The 26,193-nt window shown below is 53.2% G+C and carries 28 protein-coding genes and 1 riboswitch; of the genes, 6 read left to right on the top strand and 22 right to left on the bottom strand.

Annotated features, from left to right (window positions below; translation table 11 throughout):
• Nucleotides 1–58: 58 nt before the first annotated feature.
• From ACQKPA_RS27110 to ACQKPA_RS27075, 8 genes are all read right to left on the bottom strand, one after another.
• Entirely contained in the window at nucleotides 59–1,834 is a 1,776-nt protein-coding gene (locus tag ACQKPA_RS27110) for a hypothetical protein (RefSeq protein WP_427495551.1), read from the bottom strand.
• A gap of 17 nt (nucleotides 1,835–1,851) precedes the next feature.
• A complete protein-coding gene (locus ACQKPA_RS27105) occupies nucleotides 1,852–1,986 on the bottom strand; it encodes a hypothetical protein (protein ID WP_015737373.1) in 135 nt (44 codons plus the stop codon).
• A 23-nt stretch (nucleotides 1,987–2,009) separates the two neighbouring features.
• The gene (locus ACQKPA_RS27100; protein ID WP_113060041.1) at nucleotides 2,010–2,444 is read right to left on the bottom strand and encodes a phage tail assembly chaperone; all 435 of its coding nucleotides are present in this window, start codon (nucleotides 2,442–2,444) and stop codon (nucleotides 2,010–2,012) included.
• 136 nt (nucleotides 2,445–2,580) lie between these two features.
• Nucleotides 2,581–2,988 carry a phage tail tube protein gene (locus tag ACQKPA_RS27095; protein WP_006212545.1) on the bottom strand — a complete coding sequence of 136 codons (408 nt, stop codon included), beginning with the start codon at nucleotides 2,986–2,988 and terminating at the stop codon, nucleotides 2,581–2,583.
• Nucleotides 2,989–3,082: 94 nt separating this feature from the next.
• Entirely contained in the window at nucleotides 3,083–4,549 is a 1,467-nt protein-coding gene (locus ACQKPA_RS27090) for a phage tail sheath family protein (RefSeq protein WP_427495550.1), read from the bottom strand.
• Between the two features lie 2 nt (nucleotides 4,550–4,551).
• Complete coding sequence (locus ACQKPA_RS27085) at nucleotides 4,552–4,761, bottom strand: hypothetical protein (protein WP_100539180.1); 210 nt, start codon at nucleotides 4,759–4,761, stop codon at nucleotides 4,552–4,554.
• A 10-nt stretch (nucleotides 4,762–4,771) separates the two neighbouring features.
• Nucleotides 4,772–5,611, bottom strand: a complete 840-nt coding sequence (locus ACQKPA_RS27080) for a hypothetical protein (RefSeq protein ID WP_427495548.1) — start codon at nucleotides 5,609–5,611, stop codon at nucleotides 4,772–4,774.
• A gap of 460 nt (nucleotides 5,612–6,071) precedes the next feature.
• Nucleotides 6,072–6,548 (bottom strand): ArpU family phage packaging/lysis transcriptional regulator, encoded by a 477-nt coding sequence (locus ACQKPA_RS27075; RefSeq protein ID WP_427495546.1) that lies wholly within the window; start codon nucleotides 6,546–6,548, stop codon nucleotides 6,072–6,074.
• Between the two features lie 298 nt (nucleotides 6,549–6,846).
• Between ACQKPA_RS27075 and ACQKPA_RS27070 the strand changes: the two genes are divergently transcribed.
• Together ACQKPA_RS27070 and ACQKPA_RS27065 are read left to right on the top strand one after the other, a co-directional pair.
• Nucleotides 6,847–7,266, top strand: coding sequence for a helix-turn-helix domain-containing protein (locus tag ACQKPA_RS27070; protein ID WP_427495545.1), 420 nt, complete (start codon nucleotides 6,847–6,849; stop codon nucleotides 7,264–7,266).
• Nucleotides 7,267–7,337: 71 nt separating this feature from the next.
• Nucleotides 7,338–7,763 (top strand): ImmA/IrrE family metallo-endopeptidase, encoded by a 426-nt coding sequence (locus ACQKPA_RS27065; protein ID WP_076324780.1) that lies wholly within the window; start codon nucleotides 7,338–7,340, stop codon nucleotides 7,761–7,763.
• 193 nt (nucleotides 7,764–7,956) lie between these two features.
• On the opposite strand, the gene ACQKPA_RS27060 is transcribed toward ACQKPA_RS27065, so the two are convergent.
• The 8 genes from ACQKPA_RS27060 to ACQKPA_RS27025 form a co-directional block, all read right to left on the bottom strand.
• Nucleotides 7,957–8,685 carry a hypothetical protein gene (locus ACQKPA_RS27060; RefSeq protein WP_427495544.1) on the bottom strand — a complete coding sequence of 243 codons (729 nt, stop codon included), beginning with the start codon at nucleotides 8,683–8,685 and terminating at the stop codon, nucleotides 7,957–7,959.
• A 382-nt stretch (nucleotides 8,686–9,067) separates the two neighbouring features.
• On the bottom strand, nucleotides 9,068–9,847 hold the full coding sequence (locus tag ACQKPA_RS27055; RefSeq protein ID WP_427495543.1) for a helix-turn-helix domain-containing protein: 780 nt from the start codon (nucleotides 9,845–9,847) through the stop codon (nucleotides 9,068–9,070).
• A 6-nt stretch (nucleotides 9,848–9,853) separates the two neighbouring features.
• Nucleotides 9,854–10,450, bottom strand: coding sequence for a LysE family translocator (locus ACQKPA_RS27050; RefSeq protein WP_427495542.1), 597 nt, complete (start codon nucleotides 10,448–10,450; stop codon nucleotides 9,854–9,856).
• A 136-nt stretch (nucleotides 10,451–10,586) separates the two neighbouring features.
• Entirely contained in the window at nucleotides 10,587–10,946 is a 360-nt protein-coding gene (locus tag ACQKPA_RS27045; protein ID WP_427495541.1) for a DMT family transporter, read from the bottom strand.
• 4 nt (nucleotides 10,947–10,950) lie between these two features.
• Entirely contained in the window at nucleotides 10,951–11,520 is a 570-nt protein-coding gene (locus ACQKPA_RS27040; RefSeq protein ID WP_427495540.1) for a TetR/AcrR family transcriptional regulator, read from the bottom strand.
• Between the two features lie 303 nt (nucleotides 11,521–11,823).
• On the bottom strand, nucleotides 11,824–12,630 hold the full coding sequence (locus ACQKPA_RS27035) for an energy-coupling factor transporter transmembrane component T family protein (protein ID WP_427495539.1): 807 nt from the start codon (nucleotides 12,628–12,630) through the stop codon (nucleotides 11,824–11,826).
• Nucleotides 12,627–14,300, bottom strand: coding sequence for an ABC transporter ATP-binding protein (locus ACQKPA_RS27030; RefSeq protein WP_427495538.1), 1,674 nt, complete (start codon nucleotides 14,298–14,300; stop codon nucleotides 12,627–12,629). The genes ACQKPA_RS27035 and ACQKPA_RS27030 overlap by 4 nt, the downstream gene beginning before the upstream one ends.
• Nucleotides 14,293–14,922 carry an ECF transporter S component gene (locus ACQKPA_RS27025; protein ID WP_427495537.1) on the bottom strand — a complete coding sequence of 210 codons (630 nt, stop codon included), beginning with the start codon at nucleotides 14,920–14,922 and terminating at the stop codon, nucleotides 14,293–14,295. The genes ACQKPA_RS27030 and ACQKPA_RS27025 overlap by 8 nt, the downstream gene beginning before the upstream one ends.
• Before the next feature lie 91 nt (nucleotides 14,923–15,013).
• Nucleotides 15,014–15,126: riboswitch (TPP riboswitch) on the bottom strand.
• A 164-nt stretch (nucleotides 15,127–15,290) separates the two neighbouring features.
• Between ACQKPA_RS27025 and asd the strand changes: the two genes are divergently transcribed.
• Nucleotides 15,291–16,094, top strand: a complete 804-nt coding sequence (asd, locus tag ACQKPA_RS27020; RefSeq protein WP_427495536.1) for an archaetidylserine decarboxylase — start codon at nucleotides 15,291–15,293, stop codon at nucleotides 16,092–16,094.
• Nucleotides 16,095–16,169: 75 nt separating this feature from the next.
• Here the strand turns inward: asd and ACQKPA_RS27015 are convergent, their stop codons facing one another.
• The 3 genes from ACQKPA_RS27015 to ACQKPA_RS27005 all read right to left on the bottom strand — a co-directional run bounded on the left by ACQKPA_RS27015 (nucleotide 16,170) and on the right by ACQKPA_RS27005 (nucleotide 19,949).
• Nucleotides 16,170–17,024 carry an oxidoreductase gene (locus ACQKPA_RS27015; RefSeq protein ID WP_427495535.1) on the bottom strand — a complete coding sequence of 285 codons (855 nt, stop codon included), beginning with the start codon at nucleotides 17,022–17,024 and terminating at the stop codon, nucleotides 16,170–16,172.
• 616 nt (nucleotides 17,025–17,640) lie between these two features.
• Entirely contained in the window at nucleotides 17,641–18,426 is a 786-nt protein-coding gene (locus ACQKPA_RS27010; protein ID WP_427495534.1) for a helix-turn-helix domain-containing protein, read from the bottom strand.
• A gap of 59 nt (nucleotides 18,427–18,485) precedes the next feature.
• Nucleotides 18,486–19,949, bottom strand: a complete 1,464-nt coding sequence (locus ACQKPA_RS27005; RefSeq protein ID WP_427495533.1) for a PLP-dependent aminotransferase family protein — start codon at nucleotides 19,947–19,949, stop codon at nucleotides 18,486–18,488.
• Between the two features lie 125 nt (nucleotides 19,950–20,074).
• Between ACQKPA_RS27005 and ACQKPA_RS27000 the strand changes: the two genes are divergently transcribed.
• From ACQKPA_RS27000 to ACQKPA_RS26990, 3 genes are all read left to right on the top strand, one after another.
• Nucleotides 20,075–20,689 carry a pyridoxamine 5'-phosphate oxidase family protein gene (locus ACQKPA_RS27000; RefSeq protein ID WP_427495532.1) on the top strand — a complete coding sequence of 205 codons (615 nt, stop codon included), beginning with the start codon at nucleotides 20,075–20,077 and terminating at the stop codon, nucleotides 20,687–20,689.
• Nucleotides 20,690–20,814: 125 nt separating this feature from the next.
• Nucleotides 20,815–22,113, top strand: coding sequence for an aminotransferase class I/II-fold pyridoxal phosphate-dependent enzyme (locus tag ACQKPA_RS26995; protein ID WP_427495531.1), 1,299 nt, complete (start codon nucleotides 20,815–20,817; stop codon nucleotides 22,111–22,113).
• 170 nt (nucleotides 22,114–22,283) lie between these two features.
• The gene (locus ACQKPA_RS26990) at nucleotides 22,284–22,400 is read left to right on the top strand and encodes a sporulation protein YjcZ (RefSeq protein WP_083397722.1); all 117 of its coding nucleotides are present in this window, start codon (nucleotides 22,284–22,286) and stop codon (nucleotides 22,398–22,400) included.
• Nucleotides 22,401–22,529: 129 nt separating this feature from the next.
• Here ACQKPA_RS26990 and ACQKPA_RS26985 read toward each other — a convergent pair whose 3' ends face one another.
• The 3 genes from ACQKPA_RS26985 to ACQKPA_RS26975 all read right to left on the bottom strand — a co-directional run bounded on the left by ACQKPA_RS26985 (nucleotide 22,530) and on the right by ACQKPA_RS26975 (nucleotide 25,964).
• Nucleotides 22,530–23,750 (bottom strand): ABC transporter permease, encoded by a 1,221-nt coding sequence (locus ACQKPA_RS26985; RefSeq protein ID WP_427495530.1) that lies wholly within the window; start codon nucleotides 23,748–23,750, stop codon nucleotides 22,530–22,532.
• On the bottom strand, nucleotides 23,747–24,499 hold the full coding sequence (locus ACQKPA_RS26980) for an ABC transporter ATP-binding protein (protein ID WP_071222429.1): 753 nt from the start codon (nucleotides 24,497–24,499) through the stop codon (nucleotides 23,747–23,749). The genes ACQKPA_RS26985 and ACQKPA_RS26980 overlap by 4 nt, the downstream gene beginning before the upstream one ends.
• A 118-nt stretch (nucleotides 24,500–24,617) precedes the next feature.
• Nucleotides 24,618–25,964, bottom strand: coding sequence for a DEAD/DEAH box helicase (locus tag ACQKPA_RS26975; RefSeq protein WP_427495529.1), 1,347 nt, complete (start codon nucleotides 25,962–25,964; stop codon nucleotides 24,618–24,620).
• Nucleotides 25,965–26,193: the final 229 nt, after the last annotated feature.

Here is a 26,193-nt window from a genome sequence, read left to right as displayed (position 1 = left end):
CCTCCTTTCTGTATGGATGCCTTCGGACCGACTTTAGGCCTGCTGTTAACCATCATCTTCAATAGGCCATCGGAGTCGGCTTCCGGTTCTGCGCCGCTTTGCTGAATTCGGCTCTCAGCCGTTGCCCGATCAGAAGGATCAATCCTTCTACATCGATTGGGTGTTCCTCATGCACCGTTACCTGCACCGCGCCTGGAGGAAGATTGTAATTCACGGTTGTCTCCGTTTTGAAATCCATCAGCAAGCCGGATATCGTGCTCATCTGCTCCGGGCTGATCTGAACAGATTGCGGGGAGGTTGGCTTCCCTGCAAAAGCTTGGTTTTGCGCTGCACTTGCGGGTGGCCCAAAAGTACTCATGCTTACAGCATGGCTAGGAGGGACATACGGGCCGTACGGGTTCAAAGCTGGATTCGGCAGCAGCGGCTTGCTGAAATCAGCCGGTGCTGGTTTCGGAATGATGGGAGCCGGAAGGGCAGCCGCACTAGAGGGTGGTGCCTTTGGAACATCCTTCGGTTGAGCAGCTTCCTTGTCTTTTTTCCCGAAGGAAAACGTGTTGGAGAACCACTTCGATACCGTCTCCTTACCTTCTTTGAACTTGTCACCAATCCCGGTAATAGCGCCGCCCACCTTCTCGCCAATAAAGCTTCCTACGGTGCCGCCGAGCGTTGAGCCGATCATCGTACCTGCAACCGGAATCACGGATCCGATGATGCCGCCGATCGTGCTTCCAATGCCTCCGCCGACGGCAGAGCCTATGGCTTGGTTTCGTTCTTTCCCCGGCTTGGCTGAGGCAATTGCGGTCGCATCGGCTATATAACTCAATGGGCCGAGGACCCGTTTGCCAAGGCCTTTCATCAAGCCGGAGCCTAGACCGCTTTTGCCGGCATTTTTCACTGCACTCGCTCCAGCGCTGCCGTCAGCTGCCTGTTTTACTGCATCTGATCCTGCTCCGGTCTTAACAGCGCCCGCCGCGCCTCCGGAAACGATGCCGCTGGCACCACCGCCACCAAACATCCCCTTGGTCAAATCCATGGCACCCTTGACCAATTCCAGCGGTCCTTTTGCAAGCGTACCAGCGGTTTCTACAAGGTCACCCACTTTATCAGATCTGTTAAGAAATTTGCCCCACTTCGTTACAGGCTTCTCCACTTGTTCAGTCTTGGCCGCAGCAGCCGTATTTTGATTGGCTTTTTTGCCTCTTTGTCCAGGTCGAACGATTCGACCCTTGTTGACCTCGGCGGGCTTATTCTCGACAGGTTTATTCCCAGAGACAGCCTCTTTAGCGCCTTTGAATTTACCTTTCAGTTGCCCCCCGGCTCGCATAGTTGCGCCAGCGGTGGTTACAAATCCTAAAATGCCTAGAGCCGTATCCAAACCCGATTTTTTACCGCTCCCACCGCCTCCAAGCTGAAGCGATCCAAGCTCAGCCGTAAGCTTATCCACCGCCGTCGTATTCGCCGTCAACGCATCGGTCAATGGAGAAAAATCAAGCCCTGCCGCCCGCAAATCCACCTGAACGCTCGCCTCAATCTGCTTCTGCACGCTCAGGTTTAGATTCGTATCAATCTGCTTCTGCACATTCAGCTTCACATTCGCTGAAGCTTGGATGACTTGCGACTTCACCCGCTGCATTTTGGCCAGCAGGTTGTCCAGCCCTTTCGAAGCGCTGTCCTTCAGCACGATTTCAGGTGCCATGCGGGTACGTCCGATTCGCATGACGCGTCCCTGGATCCGCTCAAAATAACGCTCCATCGCCCGCAGCTCGCGGTTGGCCTTGATCACGTTTTTCGGATCGATGACCAGATTCATGCGATAGTTCATGGCTTCAGCCATTTCGTTTCACCTCCTGTTCACTTCAAACTCTGACCGGCCATGCCCTCAATCTCCTCTTGGGAGAAAGCCAGCAGCAGCAGGCGCTCCCCTCGCGGGAGCCGCCAAAAATCTCCGGGACGAAGGTGATGCCGGACCCACAGATGATACAGCATCGTCGTCATTCCCCCGGAGCCGATCAGTTTTTTAGGTCAGCAATCTCGACCCCGAAGCCCGACAGCTCCAGCACTTTATCGCCAACGGCATCCAGCTCCCCGGCCAGCAGCATGCGGCGGACCGCCTGCTCTCCGCCCGACAGCTTCAGGCGGCTTGTAATCCGCGGGTCACCCCAGCCGCTAAGCGTCAAACCCTTCACCGACAGACTGCTCGTGGCCTCGGAAATTAGCAATGCATTAAACGTCTCCGTATCCACCTTCTCATCCACCGCGCCCTTTATCGTACGGCGAACGGTACAGCGCTCGCGGATGCTGTCCACCTTGCTTGAAGTCAAGCCCTGCAGCACCATCTGCATATCCAAGCGCTTAATGCGTACCGTTTCCTCCGGCAGCTTCTCGGCTGCCTCAAACAGACTGTCCAATATTTGCTCTTCGCTCATGTTCTCATGCAAGCTCATGCGTATATCTCCTTTACTCATAAAATAATAGATTTCATCTTCCTATTGCAGCGGGCGACGTTCGCCCGAATCAGGCATTCCTTACCGGGCGAACTCCCGCTTTGCGCCGCACTTGACCTTGATAATAAGAAACCTCTTAATCCCCCTGAATCGGATCCAACAGCTCGTACCCCTCGAAGGTAAATGAAGTTTCCTCCTGCACTTCTTCACCGGCTGTCCAGTTAGCCAGCTGGATTTTGTCCGGCATGCAGCGGATTAGGCGAACACGCTCATGGCCGTAGGATTCGGGATCATCCAGCTTGGAGATGATATCGAATTTCGTGAAGCCGCGGGAGATCATATCGGAAGTAACCTTGTAACCAGTCATCGTGCCGGTTCCCTTTTTGCTGCCGTTTTTGTGTACCGTCCAGTCGTTGCCGACCAGCTTCAGCTCGCGCTTCTCCAATTCCACGCTGGCTTCCAGCTTGTTGATGTGCGTCTGCCAAACCCCGTCAATATACGCCTGGCCGTATGTCCCCATAATGACTCTTGAAGCATCCAACATGTTAAATTCCTCCTCGATTTCTTTAAGTTTTTTCTTAAAAAAAGCCCTCTTCGGGCAGTCCGTCTCATCTTAAATACGCTGATTGACGTACTCGTTATTGCACGTAAAATGTGCCGAACAGTTGCTCCATCACATCGGTCAGCTTCACGTTCCACTGCAGGAAGACCTGATCCGGCTCCGGCGTGTTTACAGCGGAATCGCCATAGTACGCCGGATCAAGAATGACATCGTAGCCGTCCGGCTCGATGACATTGCTGAGCGACAACGAAGCGAGATATTCCTTCACGGCACCGATCAGCGCCAGACGGCCTTCCTCGGTGTTGTTCACCTTGCCGATGTAGGTCTGTTCCGCGGCCAGTTGCAAATCCGCATGGATCGCATCCATCACGCGGATGGAACGGATTTTTTTCCAGGCATTGTTTTGGCCTTCAGCCGGATTCACCAACGTGTTAATGCCGCGCAGCGCCTTCACCTGACGTCCGTCATAGAAAAGCACGAAAACGCCATTGCGTACAGCCTGCTCCTGCTCGGAGCGCGTCCAGCGGCGGGTCACATCCTCGAATGGCGTTACCGCGTATGTAGCGGATTGGTTCAACCGCTGACCGGCAATAAGCCCGGCCACGTAAGCAGCCGTCTGCGCGGAACTATAGTTCACGCCGGACAGACGCACACCCGTACCTACATTGATAATCCCTTCATGGTTCAATGCAAGCGAGCGGGTCGCCGCCAGTTTGGCTGCATCCTTGGAGGTATCGTCCGCCGCGCTTCCGCCGAATACGGCCATCACGCCGCGTCCTTCTTGACGGAGACGCTTCACCCAGGCCGCAAAGCTCTGCAGCAGAGCCATATCCGCAGCATAATCCAAGGCAAGTACGTTGAATTCCTGGCCTTCGACCGCATCCTGCATCTCGATATAATCTGCATTCGTCAGGCCCCCGTTGCCACTCTTGCCACCGGACAGCACAGCTCCGTTCACATCAGCAGGAACGCCGGCCGCTTCCAGTGCGGTAGCCGTAACCCAGAGGTTCTCATCGTCTTCATTGATCTGCGCCGCAATCGACGCGGCTGTCCCGTCCAGGCTTGTATAAGTACCAAGCAGTTTGGCGCCTTCATAGAGGCGAAGCTCGCGTGCGGCCGGGTCGATCAGCGACGGCTGCACGGTTACGGAGAAGCCATTGCCCCGACTGCCCGGATATTTGGCCTGCAGCTTCAGTACATCGGAAGGCGTAGCTTCCGCATTTTGCAGCGTTACGCTAGACGCTGCCGCCGTGTTATCTGCTAGGCGATAAGCCAGCAGCTTCTTCGGCCCGCCAAACAAGGCCAGGTAAAGCGTTTCGTAAGCCGTAGCCCCATCCTGGCTATCCGCAGAATACATTTCGGAAATCGCGAACTCGCTTCCGATTTCCACGAACTCGCGCACCGGTCCCCAATTGGCTTTAACCGGCACGACGACCGTACCGCGGGATCCGCCCTGAACAGCCGACGCGGCGGCCGCCTTGAAATTCATATACAAACCCGGAAGTACCGGTTTATTTGTGCTTTCCCATGTTCCACCTGCCATGATTAGTCCACCTTCGCTTTCATAAATTGTTGGATTCTTTCTTTGACTTCGGTTACCGTGAACAGCTCTCCGTCTGCCCCATACATAGCACCTGCAAGCACCTCCGCCCGAACCTCGAACAGTTCCTTGGCGTGTGTTTCGAGTTCATCTAGCGCATATCGCGGAGCGCTGATACTGCGAGCTTCAGTCTTGAGTGTTTTTTTCACAGCCATTGTCACCACCTCACTTTAATATTGGATGTACGTTAACGCGCCTGATCAAAGCGGCTTCCTCCGGTGAACGCATCTTCCGCTGCGCCAGGGTCAGCTTCAGCTGCCCGTCCAGCATGGGATCGGCCTGCATATCGGAGGCAATCTCCGCAACGGATAAATAGCGGCGTTCCTGTGAATCCAGCATCAGCTGGACCTGGGTACCAAGCTCCTCCACCAGCCTTGCAGCGGTGAGCTGCTCGTCCGCGGAATCGAGAGAGGCAATATGCCCGGTAAAGGTTTTGCGAACCTCGAACATCGAAGCTCCCGCCATCTTGGTCTCGCAGCTCGTCATCCGCCATAATACGGCGTGATCTTCCCGCCCCGCCGGCCATGCCGTATGATAGGTGCGCCAAGGATCGCCCAGTACTTCTCCTGTCCAGGCTGTCAGCGTATGCAGCCACTCATCAGGTTGACCGGTGGAACCGGCCCCGGATGCCTGGGGCACATAGACGCCGAATCGCATGATCCGGATCATTTTGCCTGAAACAGAATCGAACTTGTCGGCTTCCGGCACACCCAAATAATGAAGCTTGAATGCTTTCCCATCGGCTCCGATAACCCGCTTGCGATGTAATCCCGGGACTAGAAGTTCCACCCAGCGATCCAACTGAAGCAATTCGGAACGATCTGCATACAGCTTCAATCGCACCACCTGCCGATATCCTGCCCATGAGGATTTCCAAACGTCCTCTCCCAGCGTCATGACGCCATAGAAAGGCTCACTAACCCCGTCCGGCGGATGTACGTCATATATTCGGCCTTCGAGCTCGGGAACGATATCTAGAGCGGCCTGCTTGATCGCCCCTCTCATTCCGCAGATGGCCGGGTGGCTTCCGGTCGGTTATGCGATAGCCAGCTTCTTGCGACGCTCACATGCTTGCGCAACACGGCCCCCTCCTTTCCTTCATATATAGAGAATCGAAAATGAAGCAATCGAAGCCTAAGGCCGCAGCAAAAAACCGGTCCCCTCAAGGCCGGCTCACATCTACACTGTGTGTGTTCGGTTTGCTTTGTTTAACTTCATTTCCGATAATACAATCTTACACCCCTAAATCGGATGCGCTGACGTCTAATGGGACGGATAATGCGGAACTTAAAGTGGAATGTTGGCGGAAAATAGTACGAACTTATGTTCGTGTTCAGTGCTGTTTTCCCGTTTCATCTTAGATTCTGCCTCATGGTGCGGCATCTTATCTTGAAATAGAAAAACCGGAGGTCCTCATTGAGGTCCTCCGGTTTAGGCTCGGTTTGAATATCCATCTAGGCGAGTATCAGTTCATTTTGCTCTTTGCAGCCTTGTCCAACTCTTGCAGCTTCAGCAGCCCCCTGTCTGCTAAAGCCAGCGCCAGTTTATAGAAGGCCCGGGTGCGGATCTTGGTATACGTATCCTTGCTGACCGGCGGTTCGAGGATATGGTTGTACACTTTGTAATCGAATACGTCGTCCTGTTTCATGTACCGTTCGCGAATCAGCGTCTGCTCCCGCTCGCCAAGCCGTTCCACGATTGACTCGATGATCTCGCAATACTGCTTCCTGGCTGCAGGCATATCTACATTATATATGGCAACCGATGCCGTTTGGTCCGAGGTGACGTTGGTCGGTCCATGAAATCGTTCCGTGTAGGATGCAGTGACGCTCGTCTCCCTGACTTCGAATGTAATGGTTTTATAGATACGATATTTCTCGAATATCGCTTCAACAGCACTTTGGGTCTTTCTGCGATCCAATTCCGGTAAAAATGGATTCATTAGGAAACACTCCCCTTTGGATTGTCAATTTCGAGGTTTGCTTTGCCATTTGGCAGAAGGTTGTCTCATCTCACGTGTTCGTATTTTGTTCGTATTTTTTCATTAATATACCACTATTTGGAGGACGCCGTAAACCTTCAAAAGGGTGAACTATTCACGGGAATTTGGAGCGTACCTTTCATATTCTTGCCTTTTGGCAATTATACTCTCTTTTATTTTACCTGTTGGCAAAGGCGGGGGATGTGTTTATACTATAAGTAGATGTTTCAGATGGACTATGGTGAGGAGTGGCCGGAACGTGGATCACATATTTGGATCATACTTGAAAGAGATGAGGGAGAACAAAGGCTGGAGCATCAATCAGCTGGCCCAAGCCGCCGATATCAGCGGATCGCAAATCTCCCGGATCGAGAATGGGCTGCGGGGCATCCCCAAGCCGCAAACGCTTCGCAAAATGGCAGATGCACTCGAAGTTCCCTATGAAGAGCTGATGAATAGAGCAGGTTATCTGCAGCAGGATGCTGCCAAGCACGAGAACATCTCGGCCCCCGCTTGGGCAACCTCCAGGGATAAACGGGATTTCAAGAAAATGCTTGAGGATGACGGTGAGCTTATGTTTGACGGCGTCCCTCTGAACGAGGAGGACAAGCAGCGCATCAAGGACGTCCTGACCGGACTGTTCTGGGAAGCCAAGCAAATGAACAAACGCAAGAAATAAATCTACATGGATAAGGAGATACATACCGATTACAACGATTCAACCAATCCCAATATTGCAGGTGAACCGGCATGGATGATCATTTACAACCCTTAATCCGTCAGCTGATCAAAAAACATCATACCAACTGCCCTTTTGAAATCGCGACTTCCTTGGGCATACATATTCGATTCGCAGATTTAGGCCAAACGACCAAAGGGCTGTATTTCCGTAAGCTGAGGCGGAGATTCATTGTCATCCACAATCAGCTGCCGCCGCCATGGCAGCGCTTCGTATGCGCGCATGAGCTCGGGCATGACCGGCTCCATAAGGGAATCAGCCGCTTTTTTCTGGAGGAGCATTCCTATTTCAGTCCGGGCAAACTGGAGCGGCAAGCGAACCGCTTTGCCATTGCCCTATTGACGGCAGGTTTGGCTCCCGGACCGGGTGAGTCCTTACACGAGTTCTATCTACGAGCTGGCATTCCACAAGAAATGCTATATTTTTTTAGATTTTAAACGAACGTACGTTCCTTATTTGTAGTGAAGGATTCCAGATGGCTAACTCCCTCCTACTAGCAAAAAACAACTCGCTCTTGACATGATGTCAGAAGCGGGTTGTTATGGAAGCCTCTTTTAGAGAAGAGTTCATACAAGAGATTATCAACAGGTGTAGACAGATGTTCTAATTGTTCGGTCCCCTATCCTCCGTTCAAAGCGGTTCAAAGATCGCTACCTGTCGTTTACCCACCTTCATGTGCTGAATCCTTTGAAACCGGTCATGCTTTAATTTTTGCCCTTTGTCGGATATGACGGCAACCACGGAGCGGCCTGGAACCAGGATGGAATGAATGCCGTTAAAGAAATCCTTCACCGGCTCATCGCTTCCGCCACCCCAGCTAACCAGGTCACCATAAGGGAGATCGGTCATGACGATATGGGTTCCCTTGCAAGAGGCCAAGCTTTCCTCCGGTTGGGTTATATCGGCTTGAAAACAAATCGTCTCTTCCAAACGCGACGACCTTAACAGCTCCCTCAATCGGCCAGCGCTTTTCAGCGCATCCTGGTGCGACGGCTTATGATACAACGCCAACAGTTCTTTCAGCTGTTCGGTGCGTTGTTCCAGCCCCTCTTCGCGGAGCAGCGACAGGTTCTTCGCGGCTATGCCGATCACCTCTGCGTTAATGTCAGAGCCGATGACGCGATGAAGGCGCTGCCCGTGAAGCAGCCCAGCCACCGTTAACAGATACGCCCCGCCACAGCAGGGATCAAACAAGGAATACGGCCCCTGTACCCCTTTTTTGTCCAATAGTTGAAAGCACCGCTGCGCAATCTCGCTGGCTAGTCTGACAGGAAACGATGTCGTTCCCTGCGCATTATACAGAACCCGGCCGCTGGCGAAATCCTCGTAGCTGCGCTGGGATTCATAGATATATTCCATTCGAATGATTCCTTCCATCCGGCTAAAGCCTGAGTAATTTCAAATAATCCAAATACAGATTAACATCCCTGAGCCATATATCAAAATCCGCATGCTATACGTAACAGCCGCTGATGTGGATTGAAGTCACATAGAAAAGCTCCAGCTTCGCTGAAAACTTATAAATTTTATAATCTTAAAAAGAAATAGACCGCCCTTGGTCAGGATCACGGTCTATTTCTGATTGGATTCCTATAGCAAGGCCGCTCTTAAAGCGGTACGTTGTACGCCGGGATCGTGTTCGCGCACGGCCCCTCTTACATTCTATACAGATTTTAACAAAACTCATTCACAAATGCCAAGCCCAGCTTGATATAGATAAACTCTATCCTGCAGCCCGCTTTTACTTATCCAGATGGGACATATAATCAAACGCTGTCGTGCCGTACACATTCTTGAAATGCCGATTCAAATGGGCAAGATCCGTGAAGCCGCACTGGGTAACCGCCTGGTATACATCCCGGCTGTCCTCGATCAGATGTTTGGCGCGCTCCACTTTACAGTTCAGATAATACTGATAAGGCGACAGCCCCGTATTGGCTTTAAAGTAACGGATGAATTGATACTTCGACATCCCGAACTCCTCGCTTACTTCGTCTAGTCGGAGAACATGATCCAGATGGTCCTGCATCATTTCTTTGGCCTTCCGTGTAAACATACTGTCCTTCCGGCTATCCGGGTTCAGAATATTCTCGTTAAAATGCCCCGCCAGACCCAGCAGCAGCTCGCTGCTTCTTGCCTCCGGCTGACCCGTGAAGATCGACCTCGTCACATCCAGAATGCTCTTCCGCAGCCCGGCGTGATATACAATCGGGGATTGGAACCGGACGATATCCTTTTTCTGAATCAATTCCAGAAATAGCTCCGGATGAATATAGATCATCACATAATCGATGCCCGTTCGTTCCTGGGACCAGCCATCATGATTCTGCTCCGGATGGAACAGCATAACCCCGCTTTGGTAAGAAGCCTGCTGACTGCCGTCCAGCGAGTACTTCTGAATGCCGCGCAGCGTGACGCCGAGGGCATATTCCTCGTGATAGTGCTTTTTATATTTGAAATCCGTCAGGCTCGCGGACAGCGCCGTAATGCCCACCGCTTTTTTATAGATAAACTGCTCCATCTTCCATCACCCCTTTATGAGCTCCGGTATGCCGGATACGACGATTGCCGAGTACAGCAGAAACAAAGCCAGGATCGTGTTGGTCGTTCTCCGATATTTTTGCATAATTCCTTGAAAAAGGCTACCGCACACGGCCCATGTCATATACGCGGACAGCCCGATTAACGATACCGCGACAACAAACGCCGAGATGACTGGACCTGCCGTATAATACGGCATGACGTAGCTCGGAATGACCGTCAGCGTAAACAATACCACCTTCGGATTGAGAAACTGCATCAGAAAGCCGGACGTGAAGGACGCCGTTTGATTCGTGCCGGACTTGGATACGTCCATGGTATACACCTGATACGTGAGATACAGCATGAACAGGCAGCCTACGATCCGCAAGATTGGCATTACGATTGGCATGCCTGTAGACAGCAGCTGGCCCAATACCACGGAAGCAGCGATTAATAGGAAAAAAGCGATGGAGGCTCCGGCAATGTAGCGCAAGGTCTTCTTCATGCCGGAATTCTGAACCGAAGACAAAATGACGATGTTGGATGGTCCCGGCGAGAAAGCCACGATAAAACAGTAAATAAAAAACGAAGACAGGTTCATGATAATAGCTCCTAACAAAGGAATTTCCTTTGTCATTATAGAGCTGGAGGCGAAGCGGGGCATAGTACATTATTGCAGCAGAACTAGAGCCGCACGAATACGGCTCTTCCTCAGATACCGGTTCCTTCTATCGCCCCTAGTGACCGGACTGGTGCGTCTTCGGTTGTTCCTGCGCATGCGCGCTGCCGGATAGATTCAGCAGAACGACCCCTGCGATGATCAGCAGGATCGAGAATATTTTCAGGCCATTAATCTGCTCCGCAAAGAACATATAACCGATTACGGTAATGATCATGATGCCAAGTCCCGACCAGATCGCGTAAGCCACGGATATTTCAATCTGCTTCAAGCTCAGCGTCAGGAAGCTCAAGCTGCAAATATAGAATACCACCAGCAGCACGCTGGGCAGCGGTTTGCTGAACCCCTCCGACAGCTTCATGTTCAGCGTTCCCGCCACTTCAAACAGAATAGCCAAACCCAGATAAAACCAATGCATAATCTCAAGACTCCTCCCGTTTCTCTGTGGCAATTCCGAACAACAAGATGTCCATGACGGACTGCAGCAGCTCCCCCAGCGGCAATTGATGCTTTACCGTCGCCCTCGAATCGTAAATCTGATGGAGCGACCCGAGATACAGATCGATGAACAGCGGCAGATGGATTCGTTTGATGAATCCCTCGGCCATGCCCTGCTCCATCAGCTCGGTGACAATGCCCCATTCCTCTCGGAAAAAGGTGTCCAGCTTCTCCCACTGCGCATAATGCGTGCGCTTCAGATCCGGCAGCATCCCCAAATCCATCTGCTCCATCTCCTGGGGCAGACAGATTAGAATCTGGTGAACCTTCTCCAGAACGGTGAGTCCCTCATCCGCCGCAATTTCACGTTCGCGCTGCTGGATGTGCCGGATCATCCCGTCAATGATATGTTCAACAATCTCTTCCTTGGATGAGAAGTGCTCATAGATCGTCCGTTTACTAATCGCAAGGCTGCGGGCCAGATCACTGACCGTAAACGTAAATCCTTGCCGCTGAATTAAGCGGATCGTTTCATTCAATATTCGCTCGCGCAAGTAAACTAACTCCTCTCCTGATACCGTAAATACTATTCCGGTACCATTAGTATTATAACGCCTCGATCAGCATGAAATCCAGACATGATTTTTTATATTAAACGTGGCAGAAAATACCTTAACGAACTAGGAGCGCCGGATACATATGAAAAAAAACGTTCATAGACCGCACTTTCTCAGAAGGCAGACTGCTTATAACAGATGCTTTTCTTGCGATTGGTTAGCATTTGAAGTTTAAATCCCATAACAAAAAGAGCCCGCTTACGTAATGTAAACAGACTCTTTTCGATTTCACCAAACCCTTTAATCAAACCGCACGTCGCCAATGCCGAACCATGGAAAATATCCGGCAGCCGCATAAGCGCAGCAGGCGGCAACAGCAAGTAATCCGATAACCAGAAGATCATAGCGCGAATATCGCGACGGGTAATAATACGTTCGGGACTTCGCCTGATCGCCGTCGAATTGCTTGGCCTCCATCGCGGCGGCCACCCGATGGGCCCTGCGGATGCTCTGTGCCAGCAGCGGCACCACATACAGTCCAGCGCGGTTCACCATACCGCGAATTCCGCGAATCGGGCGGACTCCTCGTACCTTCAAGGCTTGACGGCGGATCACGTATTCCTCCCATACCATAGGCAGCAGCCGGATCGAAGCCATGAAGCTGTAAGCATACTTGGGCGCAAGCCTCAGCTTCTGCATCAGGCTGTAGAATAAATCCACCGAGGACGTTGTGGTCACGAGCAGCAGCCCCTCCGAGGCAAAGGCTATTCCTTTAAAGCCCAAATGCAGCCCCCGGTAGAAGCTTTCTTCCGATACCCGGAACAACCCCCACTCCCACCAGATCGTCTCCCCCTTACCGAACAGCATCATGGAAGAGGCGGACGATATGAAGGCAAGCAGAAATGGAATGAAGAACAACAGCATTTTCCAAGGTTTCACCCCGCTGAGCACGATCAGACAGACCATAAAGATCAACGCCTGGTACAAAACAAAATCAAGATCATGGGTTAACACCGTCATGAAAAACAGCGCACAGATCAGACCCAGCTTCACCACCGGATTCGCCCGGTGCAGCCAAGTGATCCGCACGGGGTTCCATATGTTCATGCGTTCACCTCCGTGAAGCGATGATCGGTCGTGGTTAGATTTTCGCGAGCATCAGCGCCATTCACTCCGCCCGCCTCCTGTCCGGATTCCGTCCCGGTACACCAGCGCGGGGAAGGCATGCTCGAGGTCAGCTGTCCCTCGCGGATTTCCCATATATGCGTGGCGACCCGCTGCGCGACCTCCATTTCATGCGTCACCATAAGAATGGCGGTTCCCGCGCGGCGGAGCTGCTCGCACATCTCCAGAATCGCAAACGTATTCCGCGCATCCTGTCCGAAGGTCGGCTCATCCAGAAGCAGGACGGACGGCTGTCTTGCCATGGCCGTAGCCACGCTCAAGCGGCGCTTTTGACCTGTCGACAGCTGGTACGGATGCCTGGCCTCCAAGCCTCTCAATCCAAAGCGTTCAAGACAGCGGTCGGCCTGTGCCTTCGCTTCCTCCGGCGGCACATGATCCACCAGCAGCGAATAAACCACCTCATCGCCGATGCGCTCCGTCAGGAATTGAAGCTCCGGATTCTGAAACACGAATCCGATTTGTCGCAGCTGCTGCTCTCTCTTCTTCCGCACCTTTCTGCGCTTGCCCTGAATGACCTCTTCCCCGCAGAGCACATAGGTCCCTTCGGCGCGCAGCAGCCCCATCAAACTGAGCAGCAGCGAGCTCTTGCCTGCTCCGTTAGGCCCTACCACCGCAATGAATTGTCCCGGAAACACCTCGGCCGAAGGGAGAGTGATGGCCGGTTTATCCCATCTCATTCCCCTGAAATTCACCAGTTGAATGACAGGTTCCCCACATTGAACGTACGGCGGAGCAGCCTCATGCAGGAGATTACCCCGCTCACCGCCAAGCGCGTCGACCGGAGCAAACAGTTCTCTGCCCGACCGGGTCTGCGCATAATCTTCCCATACGCCGGGATACCAGATTCCATAGGCTTGGAGTTCCCGCTCGTATTCTGCGAATATCGCTGCTGGAGGACCTTCGCCCAGAATCTCGCCATCCGGGCTGAACAGCACGACACGATCCACGTATTTGGCCATTTCTTCTATCCGGTGCTCTACGATGATCAGCGTCCGCCCTTCCGATACGGCCTTCACCGCGGACCAGATTTGCTCCCTTCCTTCCGGGTCGAGCAAGGCAGATGGCTCGTCAAGGAACAGCACCTCCGGCTCCAGCAGCAGAGCCGAAGCCAGCGCCAGTCGTTGCTTCATGCCTTGGGACAGATGCCCGATCGGCATATGAAGCTCCTCAAGATCAAGCCCCACCTCGCGGAGGGCCGCTTGCATCCGCTCCTTCATCTCGTCGCGGGGGACACTTAGGTTTTCCAGTACGAATGCCAGCTCTTCATCCACGTATGGCATGCAGAACTGGGTATCCGGATCTTGGAATACATAACCCCAAGAGCGAGGAACCAGCTGCGACTCGCATTTCATCGGCACCTCCGTTGCGCGGGGAATCATCCCGCTCAGCACCTGCAGCAGCGTGGATTTGCCGCAGCCGCTCGGACCGAGCAGCAGCACCTTCTCCCCCCGGACAGCCGAGAAGGAGAGGTCTTTGAACATCAGCCGCTCCTCGCCCGGATACTTCAGACGCAATCCCTCCACATACACGGCCGGTTCCGGAAGCATTTCAGCGGACTGAGCCGGAACCAGGCTAACCGTGGCATTACACATGGCGCGGATCATCCAGTGCTTCGTAATCCTTCTTCGACGCAGGACGCAGCAGGGATGTCACACCCGTACGGTCAAGCGCTTTGGCCAGCAGGAGCATCAGGAGGCCTGCAATGACGGCGCCGCTGAGTACCCGCATGCCGTATTTGGCCAGGAACATCCATGTCTGCAGGTCATCGGTATAGCTGTAATAAAAGTCCATGATCATCGATCCGATGGCTGCGCCGGCTCCGGCAATCGCCAGCGTCCACGCCGAAGCGCTCCGATAACGGAGCGCCGCGAATACCAATTCTGCGCCCAGTCCTTGAATGAGACCATACAGCAGCAGGGTCAAACCCCAGCCGCTGCCAAACAGCACTTCCACGTGGGCTGCCGCCAGTTCCGCGATGATGGCCACTCCCGGCTTGCGGATCAACAAGTAAGCAAGTGTGGCTGCAGCGAACCACATGCCGTATAACAACTCATCCGCTTCAAAGAACAGCGGTTTTAACAGATTGTAAACCGAACCCCAAAAGTGATAAATGACGCCCAGCACCAGCGATACCAACACCGTCACCAAAATATCGCTTAACCGCAGCCCTTTTCGGGGCTGAACCCCCAACTTCTCCTGCACTGACGTTCCCATAACCACACATTCCCCTCTCCACCTCTATTTTTGTGTAAACACAACAAAAAACCGTCTGGAAAAACGCGCAGACGGAAAAATAGGCCCTATGTAGGCAGGGTCGGATATTCTCTACGCTGGCATTACCCAGTTCAGATTAACGGTCAACAGCGGATAATAGCTGCAATCTCAGCCTGATTCACTCAAGCCCCCGTATTCCCTATTCGGTTTCATGTTAATCTTAAAATACACATTCGTTCCCCAATTAGCAAGAACCTTTTTTCAAAAATGGCCATTTATTGATTTCCAGCTCATTCTATGTCAATATCAAAGTGATTGGCTTTTCCACCAACGTTTATTGCTGACACCTATGCACAAAGGAGAATGACATGGCTAAACAATTGCTGCGTCTGATGACCGAGCTGTCCTCCCGCAAGTGGCTGTCCCGAATTATGGGGCATTGTTCCCACAGCCGGCTGAGCCGTCATCTAATACCTGCATTCATACGAATTTATCAAATTCCGGCGCATGAAGCGGAGAAAGAAATTCACGAATACCGCTCACTGAACGAATTCTTTTCTCGCCGGTTAAAAATAGGCCTGCGCGCCATAGACGACACCGCCGATGCCATGGTTAGCCCCGTCGACGCCACGATTTCGGCGATGTGCGCCGTCAACACCGGCACCATTCTGAGCGTCAAGGGACAGGATTATACCCTGAGCGAGCTGCTCGCCAAATCACCGAGAATGGAAAACTACATCAACGGCTATGTATTTGTATTGTATTTAAGCCCAACCGATTATCATCGCATTCATTCCCCGGTAACCGGTGTTCAAGCGGAAAGCGAGCATTTAAAGGGACGCGTTTACCCCGTGAACGATTTTGCAATGACCCATATCCGGCATGTGCTCAGCCGTAATGAGCGCCTCATTACCTATATAGCGCATGAGTTCGGCGAAGTTGCCGTCGTGAAGGTCGGAGCCATGAACGTAAGCAGCATCCGTTATGCTGACGAGAACGTGAAGAAATACGAGATCGGCGATGAACTCGCGTACTTTGAATTCGGCTCTACCGTCGTGCTTTTGACAGAGAACGGCACGTTTACTCCGCGCGGTGACCTGGAACCCGGCTCCAAGGTGAAGATGGGAGAGCTGCTCGGTTTGCTTCACCCGTCCCCAGCCAGAAAAGGGTAACTCCATTCACCTTACCAAGCTGCACCAAGCATCGCATGACAAGTTAAGGCCATGAATCATTCGCTGCATGAATGATTAACGCCGGTCCAGCATCCGATAAACGATCCGCTGAAACAGCCGATCCGGCAGTACGCCCTTGATCCATGCGGTCAGCCGCGTGCCTCGGGGCAGCGTATAGCGGAACCTCGGTTTGGACATGGACGCAATGTTTGCCACCAGCCTGGCTACCTCCTGCGGATCCCCGCTTCTCCCGGCTGTCCGCTCGGAATAGTCCAGCACGCCCTTCAGCAGACCGCTGTAGGGTGATCCTTCCTTTACCGTAAGCTCCCCAAAACTTTTATTCCAGATCGGCGTGCCATAGGCACCGGGCTGGATCAGTACGACATCGATGCCAAAGGGCATCAACTCCATGGACAGGCTCTCGCCGAACCCCTCCAGCGCAAATTTGGATGCCGCATAGGGACCATAACCCGGAAAGCCGACCACACCGCTAATGCTGCTCATGAGAATGATTTTGGATCGTCCGGTCTTGCGCAGCAGCGGGAGCATATGCTGCGTCACCGATACGGTCCCGAAAAAATTCGTCTCCATCTGCTTTCGCCAGCCGCTGAGCGGCAATTCCTCCACCATGCCGCCTACCGCTTCGCCAGCGTTGTTCACCAGCACGTCCAAGCGGCCGAACTTCTGCTCTATCTCCCAAGCAGCAGCCTTGACTTGTTCCTCTATGCATATATCCAGCTGGAATACGTGAATGCGTTCGGCAACGTCTGCTTGTTCGGCTCGGGTCAACAGCTCTGCAGCCGCCTCCGGCCTGCGCAGACCCGCTGCCACGTCATAACCCGCTTTTGCCAGCTCCACGCTGATAAGCAGTCCGAGCCCGCTCGACGCGCCCGTGATCAGCGCAACCTTTCGTGCTCCCGCCGTTACCACCGGATCACCGCTTGCTCCGCCAATACCACTCTCTCCGTCACACCCGTCACCCTTCCATTATCCGAAATGCCAATCCGGCCCATTAAAACCCTACGATTGCGCTTTATGTATATCCCTAATATAACAAATTTTCGCAATGTCAACAGAGTCTATCCGTAGCTGATCCCTCTACAACGTTATCATACAGACTCCCTATTCCCATGTGCATTCATTAAATAGCCCCACAAAGTGGAGCCTATGCTTCGATGCTTATTCCAAATACTTTCCGGGGACCCCAATACATATCAAAAAAAGGGAGCCATTTAGCTCCCTTTTGCGTTCATCCAGAGAAAAGCGTATATGATAACGGGATTCAACGTCCCCGTATGTAGGCCTAAGTCTCGTTAAAACCACACATTCTGATGATCCTGAGTCGTTGTCTTCATGCGGCGCAAGCGATTTCTGAATATAGCGCAGCCACCGCGACTGAAGAAACGTCCACGCACCCGTCTTCTTGGGCTCATTCCTCTCTCCCCCCTTCATAAAATGAAACTGTATGTCGTTTTTACCCTAAATCGCTTGCTATGAAACCCATAGGCCCCTTCCACCAGCAGGTAAGTTATGGAAGGGTGGAGAATCACCGAATTTCGGATGGGCTCTTGCCCGTATACTGCTTGAATTGTCGGCTGAAAAAGAAAATATCCCGGTAACCCAGCGCGTCGGCCACTTCCGTTACGTTCATCCCTTGATGCAGCAGCAGATGCTGCGCCCGCTCGATCCGCATCTGAATGATGTAGGATTGTACCGGCGTGCCGATCAGTTCCTTGAACTTGATCGAGAAGTAACGGGGGGACAACCCCGCTCTGGCCGCCAAATCCTCGACCCGATGGGGAACACCCGGGTGCTGGCGGACGTAATTCGCGATTTCATGGATCGCCTCGGACAGCTGATTGCTTGCTTTTTTGACCACCGGCTCAGCGAGATCCGAACGCAGCAGATGAATCATCAGCTGTTTCAGAATAAGCTGCCCCTCCTCCAATGATCCATAGGGCTTGTCCAGATACAAACGCACATAGCGTGCAAGCAAATATTCGAAATCCATCGTTTCCGTCAGCTTGCGATAAGATGCCGGAATCTCTTGGACCGGGTCGGTCACGTCAAAATGGATATATGTCAATACGAGCGGCTTCTGCGGATTGTGCGTTGCACTCGTATGATCTCCTGGACGGAACAGGAAGCAGCTTCCTTTTCCCACGGCAAAGGGCTCGTCATTAAGCTCGACCGTGCCTTCGCCGCTCCATACATAGAACAAATCGTAGTTCTGCATGGGCCTTTCGCGTTTTTGCCATTTCCAGCCCGGCTCGCACACGATTTTGGCAAGCGCAGGCATGATTATAAACGAAGACGGCGATGCATTCAGCATCTCGTCATAACCCCCTCATCTCATTCAAAAATTGACCTCTTTCCCATCATACCCGTTTTTTATGTTTTTTGCATGTCCCGCCATGCCTGCGCCATCCGGGCAACTCCTTCTTCGATGCTGGATGTGCCGAGATGCGAGAAGCCGAAGCAGGCGGCAGGCGGCCCAGGTGTACGATGATAGGCCGCTGCATCCCGAAACATGACACCGCACTTGCGGGCAGCCTCCTGGAACCGGGCATACTCTTCCGCGGAGCGCAGCCAATTGGCGTAGACGTGCAGGCCGGCATCGCCGGGGTGAAGCCGAAACAGTTCGGAGGCATGGGTATCCATCGCCTGGCGAAGCGCCTCATACCGCGCACCATACAGCCGGGTCATTCTTCTAAGATGCCGACCGTAACCTCCCCGCGCAATAAAGCGCGCCAGCGCGCGCTGCTCCAATACGGCTGGTGAAATCGGCTCATACAGAGCCTTGGCCTGAACGATCGCCTCAACCAGGCTTGAGGGGAGCACGGCATACCCGATGCGAAGCCCGGTGAACATCGTTTTGGAGAACGAACCGATGAAGATGACACGTCCCTCGTTATCCAGCATCCGCAAGGGCTCAATCGGCTTGCCGCCCCAGCGGAACTCGCTGTCGTAATCATCCTCGATAATAAAAGCCTGGCGGCTTCGGGCCCAATTCAGCAGCGCCCTTCTTCGCTCCAGCGGCAGGACCGCCCCCGTCGGGTATTGACGGCTGGGGCTTACGACAAGCAAGCCGGCGTCCCAGTCACGCGGTATCAATCCGGCATCGTCGACAGGGGACGGCAGCGGAATCCCGCCGCTCAGGCTTATGCCCCGGTGAATTCCCTGATACCCCGGATCCTCCATCACCACGTGATCGCCGGGATCAACCAGCAGCTGAAACATCAGGACAAGCCCCTGCATGGACCCGCTGAAGATCACGATATGCTCGGGATCGGCCTGGATGCCCCGCGTAAAGCGCAGGTGTCCGGCTATCGCCTGACGCAGTTCGATATCCCCTTCGGGCGGGGCGCCGTTCTGCAGTTCGGCTCCCCCGCTTCCGCCTGCGTAGGATAACGCGCTCCGCCACTCCGAATAGGGGAAATCCTCCATGGGCATCCTCGCATTCGCGAAAGAGATCGTACCCGGGGGTGGCTCCTCCAGCAGCTGCTGTGCCGAGACATATTCCCTGCTCTCGCTCACCAGTCGCTGCCCCCATGCGGAGAGCCTCGGCGCTCCCTCGGCCAGCGGCGGCTGGTCCACCATGGCAATCCCCTCCGCCACGTATGTTCCACTGCCCTGCCGGGATACGACATAACCCTCGGCCATCAGCATGTCATAACACTGCGCGGCCGATCCCCTGGACACGCCATACAGCTTTGCAAGCTCCCGTGTGGCGGGAAGTCGGGTTCCTTCCGGCAGCTTGCCGCTATGAATAGCAGCGCGAATTGCGTGGTTTAGAGCCAAATATTTATATCGATATTGTTCCACATAGGTCTCGAATGGCAATCCCAGCTCCATAATGACGACTCCTCTATTGTTATTTCTTTGAAATTGGACTATATAAATTACTCTAAATTGGCGCTTTTTCCTTGTCAATGTTCATCGTATGCTGTTAATCAAAATGATAGGGGGAGCGTTTAACCATGAGAAGAGACGAATTTACGATGGAGGATCAACAAGAGATCGAGGACTTCCTTAGCGGCATGAGTTTTGGTTTCCTTGGAACAGCCGATGCAGAGGGAATTCCGCGTGTAACGCCATTGAACTACGCCTATGTTAACGGCGCGTTCTATTTTCACGGCAGCCGGATGGGGGAAAAAATGGACCATCTGCGCCGGACGCCCGCCGTGTGCTTTACCATCGCCGATGAGTATGCCCTGATCCCTTCCTATTTCTCCGATCCAGAGATGGCCTGCCCGGCCACGGCTTACTTTAAAAGCGTAACGGCTGTCGGCGAGGTGACAATCGTGGACGATCTGGAGGAAAAAGCGCTTGCGATGGAGGCCCTGATGACTAAACTGCAGCCTGAAGGCGGATACCGCGCCATCGACGCGCATGACCGGGCTTATATCCCCAGACTGAAAGGGGTAGCCGTCATCAAGCTCGCTCCGCAGCGAATGAGCGCCAAATTCAAGTTCGGCCAGAACCTGAAGCCGGATCGGCTCCTGGCCGTAGTCGAAGGGCTTGAATGCCGCGGCAAGGAGCGGGATGAAGAAACCGCCGGACTGATATGCAAGTATCACCCTGGACCGCGTTAAAGCATTACAATTATCCGTGACGGTTCCTGGGGTAGGTGGTATAATGTTAGGCAATGAAAACGTAAAGGCAACTTGTCACCTGCACTTACCTTAACCAAAAGTATTCGGAAGGAAGGAATCAGTTCATGAACCCATTGGTTGGTCAATTGAATGGAAAAATGCAAGCCGGCAATCCGCATGTGTACGACATGCTCTCCACACTCGGCAAAGAAATCTACTTCCCGAAAGAAGGCATACTGAGCCAATCTGCGGAAGCGACGAGCCATGCGAAAAAATATAACGCTACGATCGGTATTGCAACCGAAGGCGGAGTCCCGATGCATCTGGGTGTCATCCAGGACAAACTTTCGGCTTACCAGCCGAAGGATCTGTACCCGTATGCCCCTCCGGCAGGCAAGCCGGAGCTGCGCTCCGTATGGCGAGACAAGATGATTCAGGAGAACCCTTCGCTTGAAGGCAAGAGCTTCAGCAATCCGATCGTCACGAATGCGCTGACGCATGGTCTAAGCATCGTAGCTGATTTGTTCGTGGATGAAGGGGACGCCGTTATTTATCCCGATAAGAATTGGGAGAATTATGAGCTGACATTCGGCATTCGCCGCCATGGCATTCATGTAACCTATCCTCTCTTCACAGACGATATGAAATTTAACGCCGAAGGACTTCGTCAGGCTCTGCTGAGCCAGAAGGATAAAGGCAAAGCGGTCGTTCTGCTGAACTTCCCGAACAACCCGACGGGTTATACGCCTGGCGCTCAGGAAGGGGCCGCCATCGTGTCCGCGATCCAGGAAGCGGCCGAAGCCGGCATGAATATTGTGGTTGTTACGGATGATGCTTATTTTGGATTGTTCTTTGAAGATTCGTTGAAGGAATCGCTCTTTGGACGTCTGGCAGGCCTTCACCCTCGCGTGCTTCCTGTGAAGGTTGACGGAGCGACCAAGGAAGAATTCGTATGGGGATTCCGTGTTGGCTTTATCACGTATGCGGCAGAAGATAAAGACGTTCTGGACGCATTGGAGCAGAAGACGCTCGGCATTATTCGCGCTACGATATCCAGCGCCTCCCATCCTTCGCAAACCTTTGTGCTGGAGGCGCTGAAGGCGCCGGAATTCCATGAACAGAAGGAAGAGAAGTTCGTTGTCATGAAAGGCCGCGCCAACAAAGTGAAGTCCATTCTCGACAGCGGCAAATACGGCGATGTATGGGAATACTATCCGTTCAACTCCGGCTACTTCATGTGCCTGAAGCTGAACACGGTAAACGCCGAGGAGCTCCGTTCCCATCTCATCCATGAGTATGGCGTGGGAACCATCGCCCTTGGCGAGCATGATCTCCGGATCGCCTTCTCTTGTATTGACGAGGAGTATTTGGAGGATCTGTTCGACCTGGTCTATAAAGGGATTCAAGACCTGCAGAAGGTTTAATGATCCGCTGCATCAGATATGAACGTTCCAAACAAAATAAAGACCGGGGAAAATCATCCCCGGTCTTTATTTTTTCTTCTGCCACAAATAAACGCTCGCCCATACACATAGACCATTAGCTACATACAATACCGTGTACTACAAATCAACGAACTGAAAGGGGAATGAACATGGGTGCAGTTGAAGAAGTAAGATACGGCGGCGGATACGGCGGTGGATACGGAGTTGGAGCAATCCTGGTTCTCTTTATCCTGCTCGTTATCATCACTCGTTCTTTCTGGGTGTAACGACAACTAGATAACAGCCTACAGAAATCGCAGGTCGCCACACCACGCACTGCGATTTCTGCAGCCGGAATAACCCATACTATAATTACATTAGAAGGCCGGGACGCTAACGTCCCGGCCTCTTCCCATTTATTCGTCGTCATCGACTTCACGGCGGCTCTTCCGGGCAGCAGCGCTTCGGAACAGAAATACAAGCACGATCCCCGCAGCCAGTGTACCCAATATACGTCCGGGGGCACTAAGGATGCCCGGAATGAGTGGGAGCCAAAGGAGGACAGCCCAGAACAGCTGCACCTGGAAGATCAGTTTCCCTTCATTGTCGCGGCGCGTACCTTCCGGAAGCGGGTAGACATGCAGCCAGAACGATTCCGGGTGAAGCTTTCGCAGTGCAGACAGTTGGAGTCCGATAATCATCAGACTGACCAGATACACAATCGCCGATACCAGACTCTCCCGGGTTGCCCACACAAGAAAGGCACCCAACAGTCCGACCCGAATCAGAATGCCCAGAATATCACTGCGCGTCAGGCTCTTAATGAGAAGAAAGCGATAGGCGCTTTCCTTCTTCCACGCCAATCCCTTGCCCCATCCGGACAGCCATTTTCGCGCATGGACACGCTGCCCGCGCTGAGGCACATTCACGAACCAGCTCAGCACCATCATTACCCGGCTCGCCTGTCGCTGCTCGACGGCGATTAATCGCTCCCAAGCGACCAGGTGCCTGACGGGTACTGACAAAGCCGCAACATAAGTGAGGCCAAGCAGCGCCATGAATAGGAGGGCGCGGCCCGTTGGATGCCATAACCAGGCGGCTAAACTCAGTGCCGGAACGATCCAGCGGAGTACCCGGTAGGCTGCCGCCGCATTCCTTGACACCATAAGCTGCTCCTTCCAACTGCCGAAGCTGGACAGCAGTTTAAACAGGGTCAGAACAACAAACGTTGCCAGCAGCGGTTTTGGCGAAACATCGCTGCGTATGTATAAGGGCCATAGGATTAACATCACCAGTCCCAAACCGATGATTTTATAAATGACGCCACTGAACCATGCTTTACTGAAGTATTCCTTCATCCGGGATTCCTGCGGAATGAGGAACACCGTATCCGCCGGACGAAGATACGTCCGAATGCTGCTGTTGATCATGAGAGGCACAAGGAAAATCATCATGATCCAGCGAATCGGCAGATCTGGCGGAATCTGCTGCAGTAGTGCGGTGTACCAGGCAGCGAATGCAATCAACAGAAACAGAAATACGACGGCTACCCCGCTCTGTATGACATAACCCAGATAGGGGAGAATTTCACCCCAGAACTGCCCGCGTCGTTTGACATACAGCTCACGCAAGTTCATTCGCCTTTACCGTCCTGAATCAGCACATTAAACAGCTCCTCCAGCGACATCCCCGGTCTTCCGGCTTGATCCTGAATTTCCTTCAGCGTTCCCTGAGCAATGATGCTGCCGCGGTGCAGCACGATGAACCGGTCGCAATAATTCTCAATCGTGGAGAGAATATGGGAGCTGAGCAATACAGAAGCGCCGGACGCCTTCAGCTCCAGCATGAAGTCAAGCAGCGAACGTATCCCAAGCGGATCAAGCCCAAGGAAGGGCTCGTCAATAATGTACAGGGACGGTCTGGCGACAAACGCGCACATGATCATCACTTTTTGGCGCATGCCCTTGGATAAATGCGTGGACAGGCTGTCCATCTTCTCTTCCATACGGAACATCTTGGACAGCTGCTCTGAACGCGACTCATAATCTTCACGGGATACGCCATAGGAGCGCGCCGTAAATTCCAGGTGCTCGCGTACCGTCATCTCCTCATACAGCAGCGGGGATTCGGGAACAAACGCCAACGCGCCGTGATAAGCTTCCGAATGCTCTGCCCGGCTCTTCCCTTGAACCTGAATGCTCCCTTTTTGCGGGTTCATCAGTCCGAGAATATGCTTCATCGTGGTACTCTTGCCCGCGCCGTTCAGGCCAATCAAACCTACCATCTCACCCGGTTCAACCTGAAAGGTTACATCATGCAGAACCGGTCGATTCATGCTATAGCCGCCGCTTAATCCTTGAACAGACAATACCGGCTGTTCACTCATTATCGATCACCTCTTATTCTGAAAAGTCCGGTCCCTGTGGATGTCGACCACATCCGTTGAATCGGACCCGAAAACAACATACCGGTTGCAAGCTCCGCATGGATGGAGCTTGCAGCCATTAGCTCCGTGGAGGCTTATTCTTCAACCATTTCGGAGCGCCCTTGTTCTTGCGGTCCCGCTCCCTTTCACTCTGACGCTCACCCGATGCCTTACCGCTTCCAGCCTTACCATTGGCGCTGGTGGAAGCAGGCTTTCGGGTTGGTTTCTCTTTTCGGGCAGTACCCCCGGCTGACCCACGTGGACCATGTTCTCGATCGGCCGGTGTTGCACGGGGAGATCTAACCTTCCCGCCATACAGAGCGCGTTCTTCAATCGATATGCCCAGCTCGCGATTGAACTTGCGCATGATGAACGTCTGACGGTCCGTTACGAGCGTTATCGCCATGCCGCTCCGTCCCATGCGTCCAGTACGTCCTGCGCGGTGTGTATAATGCTCGGCGTCAATAGGCGGATCGTAATTGATCACCATGCCAAGTCCTTCGATATCAAGTCCGCGGGCAGCGACATCGCTAGCCACCAAGAGCTTGGTACGCCCTTCTCTAAACGAATTCAGAACCCGGCTTCTAGTCATCTTGTCGGCATCACCATAGATGGCAGCCGCATTTAAGCCGAGGTAGTTCAGCTTCGCTTCAACCTCTGCCAAATCCTCGGTGGCATTGACGAAGACAATCGCACGATCGGGATTGTAATGCCGGACCACGCGGCGCAGCATGTCCAACTTGTCACGCTCTTCGGTCACAAAATAATAATGCTCCAGCGCGGACGGCGTCCGCTGCTCGGGATCAATCCCGATTTCGACCGGCTGATCCATCTCCTTCTTGACGAGCTCTGCCGTCTCCGGACTCACCGTGGCGGATAAGAATACCAATTGACGGTCGCGTAATGCACTGCGCAGAATGCGATCCACATCGCCGGCGCCGCCCAGATTAAACACCTGATCCACCTCGTCCACTACGATCGTGCTTACTTGGTGCATCTTCAATTTCCGGATTTCGATCAGCTCCCGCACACGTCCCGGCGTCCCTACGATCAGCTGAGGATGCAGCTTCAGCTTCTCAATCTGACGCTTGGCCGCGGCGCCCCCGATGAGACCAAGTACACCGATTCCGCGGGCTTCCCCGTAACGCTCGCTCTCTCTCACAATCTGTACGGCAAGCTCTTGTGTCGGAGCAAGAATCAATTTCTGGGCTCCCTTAATCTCCGGATCGATGCCCTGAAGCACAGGCAGCAAATAGGCAAGCGTCTTGCCTGTGCCTGTCTGGGAAGTCGCGAGCACGTCCTTGCCTTCGAGTATGGGCGGTATAGCCTCAGCCTGAACGGGAGAAGGCGTGACAATGCCAAACTCCGTTAATCTGGAGGACAAATCCTCGGCTATTCCTAATGTATGAAATGTAGTTGCAGTCATATGTTAGTCCATCCTTTTTTTAGATATCAGAAGTCTATAATTCCAAAGCGCGTCTGCCTGATATCGCTAGAAAAAACCTTCCGATACATGTGGTTTGTTTACTTAATACGGTGGTAGCAGGCGTGTTTCCTACCAAGATTTGATCACTCTTTTTCATTATATGCTAAAACAGGAGTCCTCACCAAATCAAACATCCTAAACAGCAGTGAACAGCACTTCAAACATGGCC

It is taken from the genome of Paenibacillus sp. NPDC093718 (assembly GCF_050279985.1).
Lineage (GTDB): Bacteria > Bacillota > Bacilli > Paenibacillales > Paenibacillaceae > Paenibacillus_AQ.
Note: the sequence above shows the minus strand (reverse complement) of the source record. Positions and strands in the feature narration are given on the sequence as shown.

Coding starts and splice junctions, on each gene's coding strand:
- ACQKPA_RS27060 (WP_427495544.1), bottom strand. CDS start 8,685: ATGGAATATATCTATGAATCCCAGCGCAGCTACGAGGATTTCGCCAGC.
- ACQKPA_RS27010 (WP_427495534.1), bottom strand. CDS start 18,426: ATGCTGAATGCATCGCCGTCTTCGTTTATAATCATGCCTGCGCTTGCC.
- ACQKPA_RS27000 (WP_427495532.1), top strand. CDS start 20,075: ATGAGAAGAGACGAATTTACGATGGAGGATCAACAAGAGATCGAGGAC.
- asd (WP_427495536.1), top strand. CDS start 15,291: ATGGCTAAACAATTGCTGCGTCTGATGACCGAGCTGTCCTCCCGCAAG.
- ACQKPA_RS27030 (WP_427495538.1), bottom strand. CDS start 14,300: ATGTGTAATGCCACGGTTAGCCTGGTTCCGGCTCAGTCCGCTGAAATG.
- ACQKPA_RS27045 (WP_427495541.1), bottom strand. CDS start 10,946: ATGCATTGGTTTTATCTGGGTTTGGCTATTCTGTTTGAAGTGGCGGGA.
- ACQKPA_RS27025 (WP_427495537.1), bottom strand. CDS start 14,922: ATGGGAACGTCAGTGCAGGAGAAGTTGGGGGTTCAGCCCCGAAAAGGG.
- ACQKPA_RS27110 (WP_427495551.1), bottom strand. CDS start 1,834: ATGGCTGAAGCCATGAACTATCGCATGAATCTGGTCATCGATCCGAAA.
- ACQKPA_RS27050 (WP_427495542.1), bottom strand. CDS start 10,450: ATGAACCTGTCTTCGTTTTTTATTTACTGTTTTATCGTGGCTTTCTCG.
- ACQKPA_RS27065 (WP_076324780.1), top strand. CDS start 7,338: ATGGATGATCATTTACAACCCTTAATCCGTCAGCTGATCAAAAAACAT.
- ACQKPA_RS26990 (WP_083397722.1), top strand. CDS start 22,284: ATGGGTGCAGTTGAAGAAGTAAGATACGGCGGCGGATACGGCGGTGGA.
- ACQKPA_RS27105 (WP_015737373.1), bottom strand. CDS start 1,986: ATGCTGTATCATCTGTGGGTCCGGCATCACCTTCGTCCCGGAGATTTT.
- ACQKPA_RS27090 (WP_427495550.1), bottom strand. CDS start 4,549: ATGGCAGGTGGAACATGGGAAAGCACAAATAAACCGGTACTTCCGGGT.
- ACQKPA_RS27075 (WP_427495546.1), bottom strand. CDS start 6,548: ATGAATCCATTTTTACCGGAATTGGATCGCAGAAAGACCCAAAGTGCT.
- ACQKPA_RS27035 (WP_427495539.1), bottom strand. CDS start 12,630: ATGAACATATGGAACCCCGTGCGGATCACTTGGCTGCACCGGGCGAAT.
- ACQKPA_RS27085 (WP_100539180.1), bottom strand. CDS start 4,761: ATGGCTGTGAAAAAAACACTCAAGACTGAAGCTCGCAGTATCAGCGCT.
- ACQKPA_RS27100 (WP_113060041.1), bottom strand. CDS start 2,444: ATGAGCTTGCATGAGAACATGAGCGAAGAGCAAATATTGGACAGTCTG.
- ACQKPA_RS26995 (WP_427495531.1), top strand. CDS start 20,815: ATGAACCCATTGGTTGGTCAATTGAATGGAAAAATGCAAGCCGGCAAT.
- ACQKPA_RS27080 (WP_427495548.1), bottom strand. CDS start 5,611: ATGAGAGGGGCGATCAAGCAGGCCGCTCTAGATATCGTTCCCGAGCTC.
- ACQKPA_RS26985 (WP_427495530.1), bottom strand. CDS start 23,750: ATGAACTTGCGTGAGCTGTATGTCAAACGACGCGGGCAGTTCTGGGGT.
- ACQKPA_RS27095 (WP_006212545.1), bottom strand. CDS start 2,988: ATGTTGGATGCTTCAAGAGTCATTATGGGGACATACGGCCAGGCGTAT.
- ACQKPA_RS26980 (WP_071222429.1), bottom strand. CDS start 24,499: ATGAGTGAACAGCCGGTATTGTCTGTTCAAGGATTAAGCGGCGGCTAT.
- ACQKPA_RS27005 (WP_427495533.1), bottom strand. CDS start 19,949: ATGGAGCTGGGATTGCCATTCGAGACCTATGTGGAACAATATCGATAT.
- ACQKPA_RS27055 (WP_427495543.1), bottom strand. CDS start 9,847: ATGGAGCAGTTTATCTATAAAAAAGCGGTGGGCATTACGGCGCTGTCC.
- ACQKPA_RS26975 (WP_427495529.1), bottom strand. CDS start 25,964: ATGACTGCAACTACATTTCATACATTAGGAATAGCCGAGGATTTGTCC.